The organism is Lactiplantibacillus brownii, from assembly GCF_031085375.1.
Taxonomy (GTDB): domain Bacteria; phylum Bacillota; class Bacilli; order Lactobacillales; family Lactobacillaceae; genus Lactiplantibacillus; species Lactiplantibacillus brownii.
Window position 1 is genome coordinate 392,060 of the sequence record NZ_JAVCWF010000001.1, and the last position, 20,065, is coordinate 412,124.

General features: G+C 44.6%; 18 protein-coding genes. 15 read left to right on the forward strand and 3 right to left on the reverse strand.

The genetic code is table 11. The features are described 5' to 3' along the window. Positions 1-145: 145 nt before the first annotated feature. A complete protein-coding gene (locus RA086_RS01555; RefSeq protein ID WP_308702174.1) occupies positions 146-2,842 on the forward strand; it encodes an Ig-like domain-containing protein in 2,697 nt (898 codons plus the stop codon). Between the two features lie 581 nt (positions 2,843-3,423). Here RA086_RS01555 and rpiA read toward each other — a convergent pair. After that, the gene (gene rpiA / locus RA086_RS01560) at positions 3,424-4,095 is read right to left on the reverse strand and encodes a ribose 5-phosphate isomerase A (RefSeq protein ID WP_308702175.1); all 672 of its coding nucleotides are present in this window, start codon (positions 4,093-4,095) and stop codon (positions 3,424-3,426) included. A 253-nt stretch (positions 4,096-4,348) separates the two neighbouring features. Between rpiA and RA086_RS01565 the strand changes: the two genes are divergently transcribed. The 14 genes from RA086_RS01565 (at position 4,349) to RA086_RS01630 (ending at position 18,357) form a co-directional block, all read left to right on the forward strand. After that, positions 4,349-4,909: a matrixin family metalloprotease gene (locus tag RA086_RS01565; protein WP_308702176.1), complete on the forward strand. Its 561-nt coding sequence runs from the start codon at positions 4,349-4,351 to the stop codon at positions 4,907-4,909. A gap of 560 nt (positions 4,910-5,469) precedes the next feature. Next, positions 5,470-6,975: a multicopper oxidase family protein gene (locus RA086_RS01570; RefSeq protein WP_308702177.1), complete on the forward strand. Its 1,506-nt coding sequence runs from the start codon at positions 5,470-5,472 to the stop codon at positions 6,973-6,975. 176 nt (positions 6,976-7,151) lie between these two features. Next, the gene (locus tag RA086_RS01575; protein WP_308702178.1) at positions 7,152-8,300 is read left to right on the forward strand and encodes an MFS transporter; all 1,149 of its coding nucleotides are present in this window, start codon (positions 7,152-7,154) and stop codon (positions 8,298-8,300) included. A gap of 94 nt (positions 8,301-8,394) precedes the next feature. Continuing rightward, positions 8,395-8,763, forward strand: a complete 369-nt coding sequence (locus RA086_RS01580; RefSeq protein ID WP_308702179.1) for a DUF1304 domain-containing protein — start codon at positions 8,395-8,397, stop codon at positions 8,761-8,763. A 139-nt stretch (positions 8,764-8,902) separates the two neighbouring features. Continuing rightward, entirely contained in the window at positions 8,903-9,526 is a 624-nt protein-coding gene (locus RA086_RS01585) for a hypothetical protein (RefSeq protein WP_308702180.1), read from the forward strand. A gap of 83 nt (positions 9,527-9,609) precedes the next feature. Then, the gene (locus tag RA086_RS01590) at positions 9,610-10,635 is read left to right on the forward strand and encodes a LacI family DNA-binding transcriptional regulator (RefSeq protein WP_308702181.1); all 1,026 of its coding nucleotides are present in this window, start codon (positions 9,610-9,612) and stop codon (positions 10,633-10,635) included. Between the two features lie 218 nt (positions 10,636-10,853). Beyond that, positions 10,854-13,088, forward strand: a complete 2,235-nt coding sequence (locus RA086_RS01595) for an alpha-galactosidase (RefSeq protein WP_308702182.1) — start codon at positions 10,854-10,856, stop codon at positions 13,086-13,088. Positions 13,089-13,434: 346 nt separating this feature from the next. After that, a complete protein-coding gene (locus RA086_RS01600) occupies positions 13,435-13,704 on the forward strand; it encodes an LPXTG cell wall anchor domain-containing protein (protein ID WP_308702183.1) in 270 nt (89 codons plus the stop codon). Between the two features lie 2 nt (positions 13,705-13,706). Then, positions 13,707-14,285, forward strand: a complete 579-nt coding sequence (locus RA086_RS01605; protein ID WP_308702184.1) for a WxL domain-containing protein — start codon at positions 13,707-13,709, stop codon at positions 14,283-14,285. A gap of 220 nt (positions 14,286-14,505) precedes the next feature. Further along, positions 14,506-15,099: a WxL domain-containing protein gene (locus tag RA086_RS01610; protein WP_308702185.1), complete on the forward strand. Its 594-nt coding sequence runs from the start codon at positions 14,506-14,508 to the stop codon at positions 15,097-15,099. A gap of 201 nt (positions 15,100-15,300) precedes the next feature. Beyond that, a complete protein-coding gene (locus tag RA086_RS01615; RefSeq protein ID WP_308702186.1) occupies positions 15,301-15,882 on the forward strand; it encodes a WxL domain-containing protein in 582 nt (193 codons plus the stop codon). A gap of 146 nt (positions 15,883-16,028) precedes the next feature. Then, complete coding sequence (locus RA086_RS01620; protein WP_308702187.1) at positions 16,029-16,613, forward strand: WxL domain-containing protein; 585 nt, start codon at positions 16,029-16,031, stop codon at positions 16,611-16,613. 32 nt (positions 16,614-16,645) lie between these two features. Then, entirely contained in the window at positions 16,646-17,290 is a 645-nt protein-coding gene (locus RA086_RS01625; protein WP_308702188.1) for a WxL domain-containing protein, read from the forward strand. A 56-nt stretch (positions 17,291-17,346) separates the two neighbouring features. After that, a complete protein-coding gene (locus tag RA086_RS01630) occupies positions 17,347-18,357 on the forward strand; it encodes a DUF916 and DUF3324 domain-containing protein (protein WP_308702189.1) in 1,011 nt (336 codons plus the stop codon). Between the two features lie 63 nt (positions 18,358-18,420). Here RA086_RS01630 and RA086_RS01635 read toward each other — a convergent pair whose 3' ends face one another. Then, positions 18,421-19,332 carry a hypothetical protein gene (locus RA086_RS01635; protein ID WP_308702190.1) on the reverse strand — a complete coding sequence of 304 codons (912 nt, stop codon included), beginning with the start codon at positions 19,330-19,332 and terminating at the stop codon, positions 18,421-18,423. A gap of 216 nt (positions 19,333-19,548) precedes the next feature. After that, entirely contained in the window at positions 19,549-20,058 is a 510-nt protein-coding gene (locus RA086_RS01640; RefSeq protein WP_308702191.1) for a YbhB/YbcL family Raf kinase inhibitor-like protein, read from the reverse strand. Between the last annotated feature and the right edge of the window lie 7 nt (positions 20,059-20,065).

Below are 20,065 nucleotides of genomic sequence, written 5' to 3' on the forward strand. Positions count from 1 at the left end.
AGCTGTGATAACGGCATTTTAAGGTGGTTTGTAAGCTTAACGAATGAATGATAACGGTAAAGGGTACATGTACAACGATGGTAACTTGGAGGTGTTGAGCAAGGAAGTACTACTTGATAACAATAAATACGAGGAGGAAATAATAATGATGCGCAAGTTTTGGCGATATTTGTTACTTGCAATAACTGGTTTAGCGCTGATGGTTCTGAGTCCACCAATTTTAGGGCAGGCGAAGGAAATTACGTCAGTCGTTGGACTTGATGTCAATAGTGCGGTCATTAAAGATGCCAATGGCAAGGTTTATTCGAATGATGCGCAGCTTCCAAAGGGCGAATACACGGTAAACTATGCTTGGAGTATTCCAAACGGTACCGATGTTAGATCTGGCGACACAATGATTTTCCAGTTGCCACAAAATATCAATATTCCAGAGCCGGATGATTTCAGTTTAACTTCCAGTAGTGGGAGCGGGACGATTGGCCGAGCTCATATTGATCAAGGTGCTTCTTACGGTGTAATTACTTTAAATCGATATTTACAAACCAATACGAAGAATCGGAAAGGCTGGATCAAAGTCAGTGTGGAGAGTAAAGCCACTGAACCAGATGGCCCGATTTCGATGTCAAAAACGGCTAGCTGGGTTGATCCAACAAAGCCTAATTTGATCAACTGGCAATTAGCGGTTCGTCCAGATGGCAATACGTTGACTAATCCAGTCATTAAAGATACCTTCAGTGGCAATCAAAAGTATGTCGCTGGGAGTGTTAAAGCGACGGATGCCGCGGGTCAAAATATTCCGGTAACTGCTTCTGGTAGCTTGCTGAGCAATACGATGACCTTTAAGTTGTCAGGGTCGTATACGACTGACATTACATTAACTTATCAGACACGTCCTAAGTTAGCAACTGGTGCTGATACATTCAACAACAATGCCACTTATACGGACGATGGTGGGCATCAAGCGTCAGCGAATGCGTCCATTGATCGTGAAGGCGAAACGACACCACCGGAAAATCCTGGGACTGATGAACCTGGTCAAAAGGAACCGATTGCGATGTCTAAGTCCGTTAGCTGGGCTGATCCTGAAGATCAAACAAAGTTAAATTGGTCCGTTGAAATTAATGATAATGGGAATAAGTTAGTCAATCCACAGATTGTTGATCATTTAAGCAAGAATCAAACTTATGTGGATGGTAGTGCGAAGTTAGTCAATGCTTACGGTGATAAAGTTATGGTCGCAGTAAGCCAGAGTTCAAATGGTCAATCATTAGTTTTCAGTGCCACTGGGACGTTTACGACTAATCTACATTTGACTTATCAAACGACTACGACTGGCAAAGGCGCGGAAACGTTTAGTAACGATGCCACTTATAAGGATGATAACGGCAACAACGCTAATGCGACTGCCGAAATCGACCGGACCGTGGTGCCAGAAGAACCAACTAAAGAGCCAATTACGATGGCGAAATCAGTTGCTTGGGCTGATCCTAAAGATCAAACAAAGTTGAACTGGAAGTTGGCGATTTCGGCTAATGGTAATAAATTAGTCAATCCAACGATTGTTGATAAAATGAGTGCTAACCAGACGTTTGTTGATGGGAGTGCTCGGGCTGTCACCGCAACGGGTGCAACCGTTCCAGTTATCGCGACGGCTAATGGGACTGAAATAACCTTCAAACTTAGTGGGACTTACGAAGATAATTTCGATTTAACGTATCAGACCACTACTGATGAAGCTGATACCGCTGCAACTTATGCTAATGTCGCTGTTTATGAAGATGAAGCTAACAACAATGCGTCAGCCGATGCTTCGATTGACCGCGATGCCACAGAAGTTGAACCAGCTAAAGATCCTATTAGTATGACTAAAGAGGCTGCTTGGAGTGATCCAAACGACCGGACTAAGATCAACTGGACATTAGCTATTAAAGCTAATGACAATCAGTTAATTAATCCAGTGATTACCGATGAACTCAGTGATAATCAAACGTATGTGAGTGATAGTGCTCAGGCGGTTGATGAAGATGGTCAACGGTTGCCGTTGAACGTTAGTGTTGCTGGGAATGTGATCACATTTAGTTTAGCTGGTAAGTTTGAAACGAATATGACGATAACCTATCAGACTAAGACCAATAAAGATACAGGTGCTGCAACCTTTGACAATGCCGCCCTTTATACGGATGACGATGGCAATAATGCATCTGCCGATAGCTCTATTGATCGGCCAGCAGTTGAAGAACCTGAAGAACCAGGGACAACTGAACCTGAAGAACCAGGGACAACTGAACCTGAAGAACCAGGGACAACTGAACCTGAAATGCCAGGTACGACTGAACCTGAAAAGCCAGGGACAACTGAACCTGAAGAACCAGGGACAACTGAACCTGAAATGCCAGGTACGACTGAACCTGAAAAGCCAGGGACAACCGAACCTGAAATGCCAGGTACGACTGAACCTGGGAAACCAGGAACAACCGAACCTGAAATGCCAGGAACAACTGAACCTGAAAAGCCAGGGACAACTGAACCTGAAATGCCAGGTACGACAGAGCCGCAACAACCAGGAACTACCATACCAGTAAATCCTGATATGACAGCACCTAGCACGACAATGCCGACAACACCTAATGCACCAGCAACTGCGACACCAAGTGTGCCAAATACAATTATGCCAAATGGCAATGGCGCAACCAATACGCCAGCACCATATAGTCCAGCTTCTGGTCGTTTGCCACAAACTAGTGAACATCGGAACTCGGCTGTTGACACGATTCTTGGTTGCTTAGCCTTAGTACTAATTTTGGTGTTAGGTTACTTGGGCTTTCGTCGTCAGACACGATAATTTAGAAAGGTGGATTGCCTCATCGCAGTCTTAACCCAAAACCAATTAGCTGTTTTAACTAGTTGGCATCAGACCCCATAAGTCTAACCGTCATTAACAGTTAGATTTATGGGGTTATTTTTGTCGTCATTATTTAAGGAAAGTGACTGGGTGCATCATAGCCATCGTATTTATTAAAATAGGACATTAATTGTCCGTCTCCGTTGACCAGTTCGTTTACCGTGGGGCAGGCAACCTGCAGCCAAAGTTCGGTCTGTAGGGCGCTTTCAAGCCGCAAATCACGTCTTAAAAGTCCGCCAGACACTAACCTAGGACAGCTCACCCAGCTAAGGGTCTCGACACGGTGAATGTACTGGTCAATTCCGACGTCAGATAGTGGCTATTTGTAATCTAATTGATGTTAAGGTTCGTTAATTAGCGCAGTCCAGCCCAACCGGAGCGGCAAGTTAAGTGGGTACTTATAAATGTGATAATCACACTACACCGGCAACAGCTTTAAATCATAATTTCAATTGATTGATATTAAATTTAGCCGGTGATTGATTTTTCACTAGAATCAATCACCGGCTAAATTTAATTTTTTAGAATAGTTGTTCGACCTTACCAGTGGTTTCATCACCAAGGAGCGCATTTGTCACTAACCGATCAAAATAAGACGTTTCAACAACGCCAGCGAGTGTGGCAAAATCGTTATTTAGCGCGGCTAGATGTTCATAACTTGGAAAATGGCAGTCGATTAAAAAGTTGCCATTGTCCGTCAAGGTCATGCCATCACGATTGGTTGCGGTCCGAATTGTGGGTTGGCCGCCGTGCTCGGAAATGGTGCGCATGACGAGTGCAAGGGCCTTAGGTAAGACTTCTAAAACTAACGGTGTCTTCGTATCAAAGGTCGTTTGAACCAGTCGTGAGCTGACTGTTAATAACCAGTATTCATCGGCTAAGGTCGCAATGATCTTTTCGTTAGCGTGAATCCCGCCGCCACTTTTTAGGGCGGAACCGTGCGTATTCAGTTGATCACAGCCGTCAAACGCGATGTCCACGCGATCACAGTATTGCGGGTCAATGACGGTATATCCTAAAACTGTCGCCAGCTGGCGTGTTGTTGGCGATGGCGTGACAACTTGAATCTCGTTGACAAGATTGGCCGCTTCTTTGACGAGTTCGGCAACCGTGGAACCGCCGCCGAAACCGACGACCATGCCGGGTTTGATTAAAGGTAAAGCTTGTTGAACAATGGTTTGTTTAATGGACATTTAAGTCCCTCCTGAAAGTTAGATGTTGTGGTCACAAAGCTGGTTCAGCCCTTAGTAATGAAGAGAACTGACCAGTAATTATTTCCATAATAGCACTCGCGATGAGATAGCGCGATTAACTAACGAGGGTGGTACGATAAATCTCGTTATTTTCTGATAAATTGGACTGTTGAATGGCGTCCGGTCGTGAGCTGGTTTTAAAATAAAAGTACATTGATGGCTACCTCAATTGTGGTGAAAAGAGGTAACGGCAATGAAGAGAGAGCGAATTCGATTAGGTGTGTTAGTGTTGGCAACAACTTTGGTTCTGAATATTGGCGTGGTGGCGGAGGCTTCGTCAGCGACGCCGTTCGGAGCTAGTCGCTGGCGTGAACCACGTGTCACCTATGTTGTTAGTGGGTCCCGTTATTATCGGAACATTTACGCCACTGCGATTCGCGCTTGGAATTCAACGGGTCAATTTAGATTCATTCAGGGTTCCAATGCGCATCATCAGGTGACGCTAACAACCAGTAATTCGACGACCGGCCAGTATCATATGTTGGCTGGAATCACGTTTACGTATGGTCCTCAAAAAGGATACTATAATCAGGCCAAAGTTTTGCTGCTAACCAGAAATTTAGCAACGTACCATTACACGACTTCCAACCAGATTCACGTTGCCGAACATGAGCTCGGTCACGTGATGGGGTTGCAACATAGCACTGCGCGGAATAGTGTAATGCTCGCCGACAATCGTTATAACGGCATTAGTAGGAATGATATCACTGCAGTCAAAAAGCGGTATCATACGCCAGTTGGTAGGCATTCGTAAGCTTAGTTTTTCAACTATAGTTGGTGGTTGGCTATCGATTTGAAAAACGTGGTGTAGACCCCACAGGCATGATTTGCAATCGCCACGTTTTGACTGAGCCCAGGCTAAAACCTAGGCTCTTTTTTATTGCTGAAATGTGAGGTAACAGCCCATCTCCGTTGACCAGCACGTTCGTCGTGGGGGCAGACCTGCAGCCAAAGATCGGTCTGCAGGGCGCTTTTAAGCCGAAGCTCCCGTCTTAAAAGTCGGCCAGACACTAACCTGGGTGAGCTCGCCCAGCTAAGTGTCTTAACACGACGAACGTACTGGTCAACTCCGACGTCAAATAGTGGCTAGTTGTAATCTTTACTGATGTGATCTGATTAATATTAAAGATTCGTTAACTAGGGCAGTCCAGACCAACCGGAGCGGCAAGTTAAACAGATACCTTGTAAATAGCTCCGTTAGTCGTTGACACTGTTTTAAAATAATTCTAAACTAAAGTTATGTGTTAGTAAGCGCTGACACGGATTAGGGACTCAACGGATAATTGTTGTTTAGAATTTTAAGGGGATGTCGAAATGGCAAAGAAAGTCTATACCGATTATTTTTTTGATGAACCAGCTTATAATACTCACGATGGGGGCTACATTCCGTTAGTGACACCGAAAATGCCACCACAACCGTTAGCGATTCCACCGTTATTGAAGCCAGATAAGCAAACGGCGACGGATGACTATTACACGGTGACTGCGGAAGCTAGCGAAACACAATTTTTACCAGGTAAGAAGACTAAAACCTGGGGCTACAATGCAGGTTTCTTGGGTCAAACCATTGTTTTTCACAATGGTAAACATACGCATATCGATTTAAAAAATACTTTACCTGAATTAACGACTTTTCATTGGCATGGCTTGAACGTGCCAGGGCCAATCACTGATGGTGGCTGTCATGCGCCGGTCTATCCTGGTAAGACGAACCATATTGATTTTGATGTGGATCAACCAGCTGCGACAATTTGGCTACATGCTCATCCGTGTCCATCTACTGCGACCCAAGTTTGGAAAGGCTTAGCAGCGATGGTCCTCATTAAAGATGATGTAGAAGACCAATTACCATTACCGCGCAATTATGGCGTCGATGATATTCCAATGGTCTTGCAAGATCGTGAATTCCATGAAGATAACCAGTTTGATTATCGGGCGGACTATGATCCGGATGGCGTGCAAGGGCATACGGCCTTAGTTAATGGGACCGTTAATCCTTACTTTGACGTGACCACTCAACGCGTGCGGCTGCGGATTTTAAATGGGTCCAACCGGCGTGAATGGCGCTTACACTTTGATGATGATCTGGAATTTGCGCAAGTCGGTTCTGACGGCGGGATCATGCCAGCACCCGTTTATTTGACCAAATTAATGGCAACTTGTGCTGAACGTGATGAAATCGTGGTGGACTTTGGCAATTACCAACCAGGCGATGAAGTCACGTTGATGACGGATGACACGCCATTGTGCCATTTCCGTATCAAGGCCTTTGAACCAGACAACACTAAGTTACCAGATCGGTTGGTTGATATTCCAGATGAGACGCCGACACCGGGATTACCCGTACGGAAGATCACCATGGATGGCATGGATGAAGAAGTCGCCATGGATCATAAGAAATTTGACATGCAACGGATTGATGCGCGCCAAAAAGTTAACGATGTGGCGATTTGGGAAATTACCAATACGAATAGTACGAAAAATGGGATGGTTCATCCATTCCACGTCCACGGGACACAATTCACGGTATTAGCCCGTAATGATGGTCCGGTTTATCCAAATGAACATGGTTGGAAAGATACGGTCGGGGTTAATCCTGGTGAAACGGTTCGAATCAAAGTTCGGTTCAAGTTGACCGGGGTCTACATGTACCATTGCCACATTATCGAACATGAAGATGGTGGCATGATGGCGCAGATTGAATCCTATGATCCAGCCCATCCAAAGACGTATCATTTAATGGATATGACCACTTTGCGTAATGCGTTTGCAGAAGAACAAGGGGTCAAGCCGGAAGATGTTTGGATGCCTGGAATGTAAATTTCTCCTTGATTTTCAGTAAGCAGTTACGCTAAAATTAAGGAAAATAAATAACACTATCGGAAGACATTAAAGTTAGATAAGGTACGCTGCGGCGTATCGGAGGGTTACGGCCAGATAAGATGAAACACTTAATCTTATCTGGCCGCTTTTTGTCTTCTCAGGGAGGAATTTTCATGACGAAAACGTCGTATTGGAGCCGTAACTTCATCTTAATTTTAATTGGTAACGCGCTATTGTTTATGGTTTACAACATGCAAGTGCCAGTTTTGCCATTGTTTGGTAAACAACTCGGATTAAGCCCCGCGCAAATCGGGGTCTTCGTGGGCGCCATTATGTTTGCGGCACTGGTTACCCGGCTATTCGTGCCGTGGTTTTCAGGCAAATTTAGTAAGAAAGTCTTGCTAGTGGGTGGAATCTTGGGTTACTTGTTAGCGTCAATCGGTTATCCGTTGTTGGGGAGCTTCGGGTTGTTAGTCTTGTTGCGGCTGTTTAATGGTTTGGGCCATGGCATCACGACGACTTATTTTGCGACTTCGGCCGCGGATGAATTACCGGTGAACAAGATTGGTGAGGGCATGGGATACTTCGGGATTGGCACGATGGTAACCGCGTCGTTGGCGCCACTGTTGGCTTTGGCAATTGTGCAGCAGTTTTCTTTCACCGCGTTTTTCATGACTTGTATCGGTATCTTGTTTTTGGCACTGTTAACCATTCTGGGGACGACCAAGTCGACGGCCCCTGATGCTGCCGCCAAGCCGACTAATCGTGCGCCCGTCTTCGATCGCCAATTTATCCCACAATGTAGTTTGGTCTTTATCCTGGGTGTTTTGATGAGTGGCGTGATGACGTTTACGCCGATTTACGCACAGGCGCAGCATTTAACAGCGATTTCGTGGTTCTTCTTTGTCGCTGCAATTGCTGGGGTGGTTATTCGGCCAATCGTGGGGCGGTCATTCGATCAACGTGGTCCCCGCTTGGTATTATTGATCAGCACGGTGCTTTTGACAGTGGGCATGGTCATGATTGCGCTAATCAGTAGCAATTGGTTATTAGTTGTCGCTGGTGTTTTTTATGGTGTCGCGGATGGCGCCATTTACCCGACCTTGCAGGCATGGGTCTTTAAAGTGACGACTTTAGAAAATCGTGATACTGCCACAGGCATGTTTTTGAACTCCTATGATCTTGGCATGGGCTTGGGTGCGGTTATTCTTGGCTGGCTCGTAGAAGGGCTACAGTATCAAGGCATGTTTTTTGTACTGGCATTAGTGGGCCTGGTGTATATTGGCTTAGCCTTGCGTTTGAGCAAACGCGTCAGCCTGTAACGCCGATAAGTAAAAAGTTAGTGAATTCTGTTAACTAAGATAAGGTTCTGTTAAACTAAAAGGTGGAAATATGGTTTACAAAGGGGATAGCAAGATGCAAATCGCAGCAACCATCATGGCGTGCTTAGTTGCACTGGAACACTTTTTCATCTTATGGTTAGAAATGTTTAATGCGGATAGTGAAATGGCTTCACAGGCGTTCGGGGTTGATCGCAACTTATTGGGTGTCCCAGCGGTCCAAACGTTGTTAAAAAATCAAGGCTTGTATAACGGCTTCTTGGCCGTGGGAATCATCTTTAGTTTGTTCGTCGTGCCTGTCGCCGCGAGTGCTGGTGTGACCATGTTCTTCTTGGCTTGCATTATTATTGCCGCGATTTTTGGCAGTGTCACGGCCAGCAAATCAATCTTAGTGATTCAAGGCTTACCGGCTTTAATCGCCTTTATCTTGGCTTATTTAGCCTAACTTAATCGGACCAACAGTCAGCGACCAGTACGACATGGTGCTGGCTTTTTTGCTGCCTGAAAATGACTGAAAACAGTATATTTGCGGCAATGAAAGCGTTACAATTTGATTATATAGCTTGCAGAAGGGGATGGCTCTAATGACATCACGAATAGCGAAGATTATTAGCTGGCTGTTGATTGGCGCGCTAGCAATCACCGAGTTAGTGGCGACCGGGTTAATGTGGCGGGGGCATAGCCCATTTGGCGTTGTGATTCATGGCTTATTAGGATTAGCAATGATCGTAATCGGTTGGTGGGCGTTACGGTGCATCCATCATCAGCGAATTTTTTCACGCCGACAGCCGTCGTTGAGCCAGAGCTATGTGTTAGTGATCACGAATCTAGCCATGTTGGAGATTATTGCTATTCATGATTGTGATCATATGCGTCAGGCCATGGGGTGGGGCTATCGGTTCACACTGGCTTTGTTACTCGTTAATATTATCGTGTATCTGCCTAACTTGATTTCGATCGTCTTAGCCAGTCAAGGCAGGCTTAGTGGCGTGTTGGCGACCTTAGTCAGTGGGCCGTTGATTGCGGTGGCATTTTTAAAATTACATTTACTAGGCGCCTGGTTACCCGTCTGGGGGTCATGGAATCAGTCCTTCTTTGCGCTGGGGGTGGATCTGTTAAGTTGGTGGGTTTTAGCCATTACTGCGATTGCGGGTGTTTTGGTTGGCGTGGTAGCCACTTATATTTTGGGACAACTATCTGTTCATTGAGCGGAGGAGTTTGCCGATATTAGGCTTTTAAACAAATCGGGAGTAAAGTGTAAACAGTAAACGAAAGTAGGCGGATCTAAAAAATGGTTAGTATTCGAGATATTGCACGGATGGCGACGGTCTCACCGGCTAGTGTGTCACGCATTTTAAACAATGATCCAACGTTTAGTATCAACGATAATACGCGCCAACGGGTGATTGAAATCGCCAATCGGATGCATTATTCCAAGGAAGCTAGTAAAAAAGGGCCGCGCTATAATCATGACAGTATGAGCATTGGCTTGATTTTGCGGCATAATTTGGAGACGGAATTGCAAGATCCATATTTCCATGAAATTCGGCGTGGGATTGAACAAGAAGCGGCGAAGTGGCGGATGCGGGTGATCAAAGCATTTGGCATGCGTGATGCCGAAAAAGACTGGGATCAGTTGAGTCAGTTTGGAGCAATCATCATGGTTGGTGAAATGACACAATCAGCAATTGATCAGATTACCGCCCAGAATAAAAATCTCATTTTGGTGGATAGCTATGCCAAGCATGCTGGCGTAGACGTGATTCGCACGGATTTTTCGGAAAAGACGGCGGATATCTTAACAAAATTGACTGATTTAGGCCATCGCCGGATTGCTTTTGTTGGCGGTGAGAGCAGTATTGTGCGGCCAGACGGTAGTGTCGTTCGAGACGAGAATGAAGTGCGGGCGGTGAGCTATCGTAACTGGATGAAATTACATGATTTGCCTGCCAATGATAAGATTGGTCACTGGACCGCGGAAGATGGCATGCAGCTGACGGCGCAAATTTTAGCACAGCCGACGCGGCCAACTGCCATCGTGGTGGGGAGTGATCCCATGGCGATGGGCGTCTACAAAGCTATTAATAACGCCGGGTTACAGATTCCAGCTGATATTTCAGTGGTCAGCTTCGATGATGTTGAAATGAACCAGTATCTGGTACCAGCGTTGTCCAGTGTACGGATGGAAGCAGAAGAAATGGGTCGTACCGCCGTCAAATTAGCTCGTGATCGCATGATTGAACCGCACAAAATGGTCTTACACCTCGTTTGTGGCAGTCGACTAATGTTGCGAGAATCTGTAAAAAAAATAAAATAGACTTTTTTATTTTCATTTATGTAAACGTTTATTAAAACATCACAATGATTATTGCACTGATTCAAAATTATGATGTCCGCTTTAAGTTACGTGGCAGGTTTAACATTTCTTAGTGTTATTAAGCATAGCTAAGCTGAAATAGTCGGTCATATTACCAAGGTTGTGGTAATAATGAAGCATAATCAAACAAATTTGGGCATGGGAAAGTGGGAGAAGACATGATTGAGCTGATTGATAACAAAACCTTTCATTTACATAATGACAAAGTTAGCTATGTGCTAACTGTCATGGCGAACGGCCAATTGGGACATTTGTACTATGGCAAAGCACTAGGAAGTTTAACAGCGACTGAGGTGACCTATTTGTGTGACCAGGTCAGTAGATCAGCCGGAACGGTGAAATATTCACCGGAACTCGGCGATTTCAACTTGGCCGACCGTGCTCAGGAATATCCTGTGTATGGGTCCTCTGATTTTCGTCGCGGTGCTTTGGATGTTTACCGGCAAAATGAGCCGTGGTATTTGGACTTTAGGTATCAAAGCCATACCATCAGCACGACCAAGCCGCGTTCATTAGCTCAACCGGCGACTTATGCGGTGGGGTCTCAGGAAGCTGAGCAGTTGGCGATTACTTTAGTGGACGCTGTACACCAATTGAAATTAGTGGCCCACTACACTATTTTTAAAGCGCAAGGCGTGATTGTTCGTAGTAGTACTCTGACCAATTTGGGGTCTGACGCGGTGATGCTTCAAAATATGATGAGTGGTGTGTTGGAACTGCCCGATGATGATTTTGAGATGGTTAATCTGGCTGGTGCCTGGCTCAAAGAACGACACGTCACGTTTCACAATTTGGCGCAAGGCACGGTGTCAGTAGAATCTTTGAAAGGAGCGTCCGGGCATCAGCACAATCCGTTCGTAGCCCTGATGCGGCAGCGTAACTTAACACATGGGGATGTTTATGCGAGCAATCTAATTTATTCTGGGAATTTCTTAAGCCAAGTTGAAGTCAATGAGTGGCATAAGACACGTTTAATGACGGGGATCAGTCCAGCTTATTTTGGCTGGCAACTCGCGCCAACAGAGTCATTTGAAACACCGGAAGCATTGCTGTATTACAGTCCGAACGGCATCAATGGTTTAATGGTCGAGACGCAAACTGTTGCACAACAACATATCGTAGATAGGCAGTGGCAAAAACGCCCGCGGCCAATTGTTTTTAATAATTGGGAAGCGACTTATTTTAACTTTGATGAAACGAAATTGTTGACCTTGGCTAAACAAGCTAAGCTACTCGGCATGGAATGCTTAGTGGTCGATGATGGTTGGTTCGGCCATCGTGATAACGACCGTACGTCACTGGGTGATTGGCGGGTGGATCGCCGCAAGTTTCCGCATGGCATGGCGTCCTTTTCACAACAAATCCACGAATTAGGGTTACAAATGGGCCTATGGTTTGAGCCAGAAATGGTTTCACCAGATACGCCGTTGTATCGGGATCATCCAGATTGGATTGTGCGGCATCCTTATCCGCGGACATCAATTGGTCGCGGGCAGTATGTGCTTGATTTTGCTAACCCAGCCGTGGTCCAGGCAATCTATGCACAGATTAAGCCTGTGATTATTGCCGCCAAGCTCGACTTTATTAAGTGGGACATGAACCGCAATATTACAGAGGCTTACTCACCTTATTTGGCAGCGAAAGAGTTACCACAAACGGAATTCTTTCACCGGTATATTCTTGGCGTCTATCAGCTCTATCAACAAGTTTTGACTGATTTTCCGGATTTATTGATTGAAGGTTGTGCCGGTGGTGGTGGCCGATTCGATCTTGGCATGCTGTTTTACAGTCCCCAAATGTGGCCGAGTGATGACAGTGATGCAGTTGAACGGCTATCAATCCTAAGCGGGACGGCGTTGGCATATCCGTTATCAGCATTCAGCAATCATGTCTCAGCTGTACCGAATGGTCAAGTGGGGCGACAGACGCCGCTAGCGATGCGACAAAATGTTAGTAATTTCGGACCACTAGGTTACGAGTTGGATATTACCAAGTTACCAGCAACTGAATTGGCGGTTATCAAAACCGCTATCGCCTATTATAAGCAACATCGTGATTTACTAGTGAATGGTCAGTTCCAACAGTTGCGGTCACTTGATCCAACTGCCAACACCGTAGCTTGGAGTATTGCTAATCCGGCACAGACGGAGCTATTTGTTGGGTTTTATCGGAAGCTAGCCACGCCAAATTCAGGCGTCTTGAACTATCTCAAACTGCCAACGGTTATTGCGGATCAGAATTACTGTATTGATGACGGTCCAGTTATCAGTGGTCGTTTATTACAGCAGTTGGGTCTGCGTGAACCCGCACAATTCAACGGTGCTAATTCGGATACGGCTGAATTGCGAGGCGATTTCCAATCACATGTTTATCATTTAGTTGCAATCGATTGAGGGGAAAACGAGCCAATTTAACCCAACTTTTCGAATGATGGGCTAAGCAAGCGTGTGAAATTGACCGGCGTTAGACTTATCAAAAGTCCCCCCAAAGTGATATTGCCAAAGCATGATACTATAACCTTTTGTGATCCAAACTAAAATAAATTATCATACAAGCCCCGTAAAGCCAACACGACTTTATGGGGCTTTTTGTGTCACAAGACAAGCAACTAGAAAGCTATAAGCACGAAGATGTAACCGATTACAAAATTTAAGCGAAAACTGTTGCTTATCAAACGATAATCTGATAGATTAATGGTTGAAGTGTTTGTTCGTTAATGTGAACATAAGTAAACGTGCAATGATACGTATCAGTTTAGTGATTTTGAGAGTCGTGACGCGGTATTACAAGGAGGGGTTGATGATGCTGGTTGATAGTCAAACTAGCCAATATGAGTTATTAGTCACGCCGGCTAAAACGGTTAGTCCGGGAATTTTTGGTGCGCTACCACAAACAGACGAAAGCCAGTGGTGGTTGTTAATAAGCTTATTAGGAATCATCTGTTTATTGCTAGTTGCGATTGGTTTGGCTTGGTGGCGGGGTCATCAAGTGGCAAAAAGGGGTCAATAATCATGAAAAAAAGTTTAGGGTTAGCAGCAATTTTAGGCGTTGCAACATTGTTGGCAGTCCCAGTTGTTGGCCAAGCGGCAGAAGTACAATCCGGGGATACTACTACTGCAAATGTTGGGTTAACGCAAGATCCAGTTAACGATGCCGTTAAATTAACCCATGCGCCAAATATTGATTTTGGAACACAAAAGATTGGTATTAGTTCATTCATGCTTAATCCAGTGAATATTGATGATGATCTTGTTGTAGAAAATCCTGGCTTAGGAGATGGGTGGCGGGTCAACGTGAGTGCAACTCCTTTTGAAGATGGTTCAAAGACGTTGGCTGATGCTAAATTCATTCTTAAAGCAGGAAATGTTACTCCTGTTGAAGCAAATTCATCAGCAAAACCAAATAGTATGGAAGTAACATTACTTACGTCAGATCAACTGATTTTTGTAGCCGATAAAAATGCTGGGATTGGTGCTTGGAAGACCACGTATGCTTCTGACCAAGTAAGTTTAAATATCCCCGCTGGTCATGTTGCTGGTCATTATACTTCGACACTGACTTGGACACTAGCTAACACACCATCAGAATAACTAGGGTCACAGATAATTAGGTGGTGTTCAAGTTGAGACGAAGTAAGTATTGGGTGTTACCGGCAATCAAATGGTTATAAATAGTACTTCTTGATGAACTTTTTTAAACAAATGACGTTGTTTAAGTAATGAGCCTATTAGGAATCATCTGTTTATTGCTAGTTGCGATTGGTTTGGCTTGGTGGCGGGGTCATCAAGTGGCGAAAAGGGGTCAATAATCATGAAAAAAAGTTTAGGGTTAGCAGCAATTTTAGGCGTTGCCACATTGTTGGCAGTCCCAGTGGTTGGCCAAGCGGCAGAAGTGCAATCCGGGGATACCACTACAGCAAATGTTACTTTAACTCAAGATCCAGATAACAAGGTTGTTAAATTAACCCATGCGCCAAATATTGATTTTGGAGCACAACCCATTGGTACTAGTTCATTAACGCTCCATTCACAGACTATTGATGATGATCTTGTTGTAGAAAATCCTGGCTTGGGAGCCGGGTGGACGGTCAACGTGAGTGCAACTCCTTTTACAGATGGTTCAAAGACGTTGGCTGATACTAAATTCAATCTTGCAGCAGGGAGTGTTACTCCTGTTGAATCAAATTCATCAGCAAAACCAAATAGTATGGAAGTAACATTACTTACGTCAGAGCAACCGATTTTCGTAGCCGATAGAAATGCTGGGATTGGTGCTTGGAAGACCACATATGCTTCTGACCAAGCAAGTTTAAATATTCCCGCTGGTAATGTTGCTGGTAGTTATACTTCGACACTGACTTGGTCACTAACTAACGCACCAGAAGCCCCAGATGATTATGATTAGGTGGTGTTCAAGTTGAAACAAAGTAAGTACTGGATGTTACCGGCAATCAAATGGTTATAAAGAGTACTTCTTGATGAATCTTTTTTAAACAAATGACGTGGTTTAAGTAATGAGCTTATTAGGAATCATCTGTTTATTGCTAGTTGCGATTGGTTTGGCTTGGTGGCGGGGTCATCAAGCGACGAAAAGGGGTCAATAATCATGAAAAAAAGTTTGGGCTTAGCAGCAGTATTTGGTGTCGCCGTGTTGTTGGCATTACCTGTGACGGGACAGGCAGCGGCGATTGATAATAATAGTGGTATGACCACAGCCGAAGTTGGGTTAACTCAAGATCCAAATGGTCAGATCATGTTGACACAAGCGCCTAGTTTTAATTTTGGTTCCGGAGTACTTACTGCGGAAGAGATGACGCTTACTCCAGTGACTACTGATGAGCTTACTGTGGCAAATCCTAGTTTGAACACTGGTTGGCGTGTTGAGGTATCTGCGACACCATTTGTGGATGACGACACAAGTTTTACGTTAAATTCAACTGATTTTACTATTAATGGCATTGTAAGCCCTGAAGATACTAAAAATCCTTCAGTTTATCCGACTAACTTTTCAGTGGATGTAAATCCGAAGCCACAGGTAGTTCTTCAAGCTGAAAAAAATACAGGATTGGGTATTTGGCATGATTCATATTCAGAGGGTAATGCCACTTTGACAGTTCCAGGTGGTAACCAGCCTGGTAGTTATTCTTCGACAATGACTTGGACATTGTCTAGTTTACCGGAAGAATAACGAGCGTTACGGATATGTAGTTGGTGTTCAGGTTGAAACGGTGTAAATCCTGGATGTTGCCACAATCAATATGAATTGTCTTATTATCGCTAGTTGTGTTTGGCTTGGTGGCGGGGTCATCAAGTGGCGAAAAGGGGTCAACAATCATGAAAAAAAGTTTAGGGTTAACGGCAGTATTTGGTGTCGTGATGTTGTTAGCGGTACCTGTGACGGGACAAGCAGAGACAATTGATAATAATAGTAATACGACTAAAGCTGTCGTCGGACTAACTCAAGATCCAGATAGTAAGGTTGAATTGACTAATGCGCCTAGTTTCGATTTTGGTTCAACAGTACTTACTGCGAAAGGTTTTACGCCTGAAGCAACTATCAAGGATGATATTGTTGTGGCGAATCCTGGTTTTGCCACTGGTTGGAGAGTTGACGTGTCGATGGGACCATTTATAACATCGGACGGCTCAGATACAATAAAAAATTCTTTATTTTCTATTGATATGGGCACTGTAACTCGTGAGGAGTCTAGTAATAATTCAGCGCCACCAGCTAGTTTTTCAGTGGACCCAAATGAGAATCCAAAGCCAATTTTTCAAGCTGTAGAAAATGAAGGGCTGGGTGTTTGGCATACTTCATACTCAGCTAAAGATATCCGTCTAGAAATTCCGGCGGGTAATGTTTCTGGTGATTATTCTGCAACAATGACTTGGACATTAGCTGAATTTCCAGCAGAATAACTAGCGTCACAGATAATTAGGTGGTGTTCAAGTTGAGACGAAGTAAGTACTGGATCTTACTGGCAGTCACTGGTGGCTTGTTCGTTGGTTGGTTTGTATCACCCAATCCGGTGCAAGCTTTGACAACGCAAGCGACGGTTCAACTGACCCGTAAAAGTGAGTCATCCGTGGTTAATCCGATTGTCAAGCCGCCAACGACGGCAACGTCGACTGGTTCGAAAGACAGTTTAACAATTGATGTTGTCAGTGATTTACAATTTCAAACCCAGGCGACCACGCAAGCCAGTACCTTATTACCGACCGTATCAGCGGTTATGGTACAAGTGTCTGATCGACGCGCACAACCATCTGGGTGGCAGTTGACGGTGCGGCCTTCTGGATTGTCTCAGGGAAGTAAAGTATTGCAAAGTCAATTACAGTGGCCGATTGATGGTGATTTACGGACGACCAATGGTAATGTGAGTCGGCCACCACGTCAGGTCAGTCCGGGAAAGTTGATCAATCGACAAGCCAATCCATTATTGGTTGCTAAAACTGGTCAAGGGTTGGAATCTTGGGCATTGGTCATGCCAACTAAAACTGCACCGGTTAGTTTACGACTGCCAGCACAAAATTTGACGGCTGGCAGGTATCGAGGAACCTTAGTTTGGCAATTGGTTAGTGCCCCAATTGACTGAATCAAATACGGGGGAATGCCTCCGTAATACATAATTTAGTAAGAGAGGGTGGGAACGTGAAACGTTGGTTAATTGGAATTTTAGCAGGAGTTAGTTTAATTATAGGTGGCGTCACTGCACAGGCCGAAAGTAATCATTTTAGTGCTCAGGCGGTTTTACCGGACAATCAGGTCGATAAAGACGTGAGTTACTTTGACTTATTGGTGAAACCTGCCCAGACACAATCGGTGACTGTTCGGATTAACAATGGTGATACGAAGGCGCATGAGTACGACGTCCATACTTATTTAGCGGCGACTTCGGATGATGGCCACGTGATTTATAATGATACTGGGAAGCATCCAGATCAGTCTTTACAATACAATTTAGTGCGAGCCACGACCCCAGTGAAAACTCTGACGGTTGCGGCAAATAAGTCGGTATTAGTTAATTTAAAAATAAAGGTTCCCGCTAAAAAGTTTCCAGGGGTCGCTTTGGGTGCGATCGCGGTGGTTCAACATGTTACCACTGATAAGCATAAAAAAGTAGTAAGTGTTCAAAATCAATTTGGCTATACAATAGGGTTACAACTTCGTGAAACGGCAAAGTTAACGGTCAAACCAAAGTTGAATTTATTAGCCGCGGGGGCAAAACAAGTTGATTATCGCAACTACATTACGGCCAAGCTGCAGAACTCGCGGGCAGTGATGGTCCATGACCTAAAAGTAACCGGTTACGTGACTAAAGTTGGTCAATCTAAGCAATTATTGAAAACAACCAAAAGTAAATTAGCCATGGCGCCAAATAGTCATTTTAATTATAACTTGGGTGATGGGACGAAACAGTTGGCGGCCGGTAACTATGTGATGCATATTAAGGCTAATTCGGAAAAAGGTAAATACCATTGGACGTTGAGCAGACCATTTACCATTACTAGAAAAACAGCCAATAAGCTGAATCAGACATCCGCGTATAAACCAGAAAAGACAACTAATTGGACACTTGTTGCCATTTTAGCTGGGGTCATCATTATTTTGATTGGTTTATTGATCTGGGTTCTGATGAAGAATCGTCGGCGTAATTCTTAATTGTCGTGAGTAAAATATAAAGCACCAACAGCGCCGTTTTTACGGGAAGCTGCTGGTGCTTTTTTATTCGCTTTCAGTCGCATAGCGCCTCCGATTAGCCACTTGCTTGTAAACAAAGACGATGCCCAGAAAGAAGCTGGCTGCCAGCAACGCCGCAATCGGCAGGTGACGAAACATGTTGGCAGGTAAGACGAGAGCGAGCAGCGGAAAGGCGTACGCTGCGGGCAACTTCAGTCGTAAAACAGTCAATAAAATAAAGACTAACGGTAAACTAATTAACGTCGTTAGGAGCCATGAGGCGAAGAGTAGGTGGACCAGCACGCCAATCGTTGCCGCACCACTCAAGGCGACAATGTGTTTGAGAGCCATCTTGCCGCCGTAAGCTGGTTGTTGTAAAGTTTCAAAAAAGACAACTAGTACTGGTGGAATGGCGGCCATTTGGGGATTACCACTCAACCAAACGAGGCCAGTCCACAACGACCCAGCTGCTAGAAAGAGGGCCATGTGCCGATAGTTGAGGGGTTTACCGGCTGGAATACCGCGATGCAGACCGCGTAACCAGACGCCAGCCATCAAAATCAAGGTGAAGGCGAAGATCGCCACAATAAAGGACCAGTGGGTGGCATTGACGATAATTGGCAGTAAGCCGGTTGCAAAAGATGGCGCTAACGTCGAACGTAATCCGCGCAGTAAAACGAGGATGAGCAAGAGTGTTAGGACCACTTTTGTCGGATAGTTGAGCGGTAATAGGTTGATGACAAAGCCAATGACGGCCGTGCCAGAGGGCGCCAAGAAAATTTTAATAGGTTGACGAACCCAGTCCTGTTTATGATAGATCCACATGCCGGTCGTTAAAGCCGCAATTTCGGGTAAAATAATTTCGTAATCGTGTAACCAAGTGGCCACGCCAACCATCGTTAAGACGAGTGCAAAGCCAACTAAGTAGTCGCGCAATTCAGTTTTCTTCAAAGACATATAAAACAAGTTTCCTCCTGTATGGCATTTGATATAAAAAAGTTATTTATTTAGCAACAATGTTTTCGATTATATCACAAGCTAAATTTAAATTCAGGTCATATGTAATGATAACTATCAAGATTATAAATCAATCTGATAACAAAAATAGCTATGAAATAATTCCATAAATAAATAAAGCTCGTTGCCAATTGTTTTTGACAACGAGTTTAAAAGTCACTTTTTACCCACGACCACAGTTTGGGCGGTGGCGAGGATGTGACCGGCACTGGCTTTGTAAAAGTTGTTTAACCAGTAGCCAGCCGATAGTGGTAATTGCGTATCTAAAGCGTAAAGTTTAAAGGTATAATCATGATCTTGATCTGGTGGATATGGCCCCACGTAATGTTGCGTCACTTTCAGATCTGTTTCGCCGGTATAACCGCCAGCAGTCGAGTTGTTTCCTTGAATCATTGGAATGACACCGGTTTGACTGGCATTGGCTGGAATGGCCGTCGTGTCAGCCGGTAAATTTGCGGCAATCCAATGAATCCAAGTAAAGCCACCGACCGGAATCGCATCGTCATCGTAAAAAACGAAGGCTAAGGATTGGGTGCCAGTGGGAACATCGGCAATTTGCACTGGAAATGAAATGATTGGGTGTCCCTTGTATTGTTGGTCTGCGGTGGCTTGCTTGGAATATTGTGCTGCGAGCGCACCGTTTTCAGTTGGAATGGAAACTTTCATAAAAATC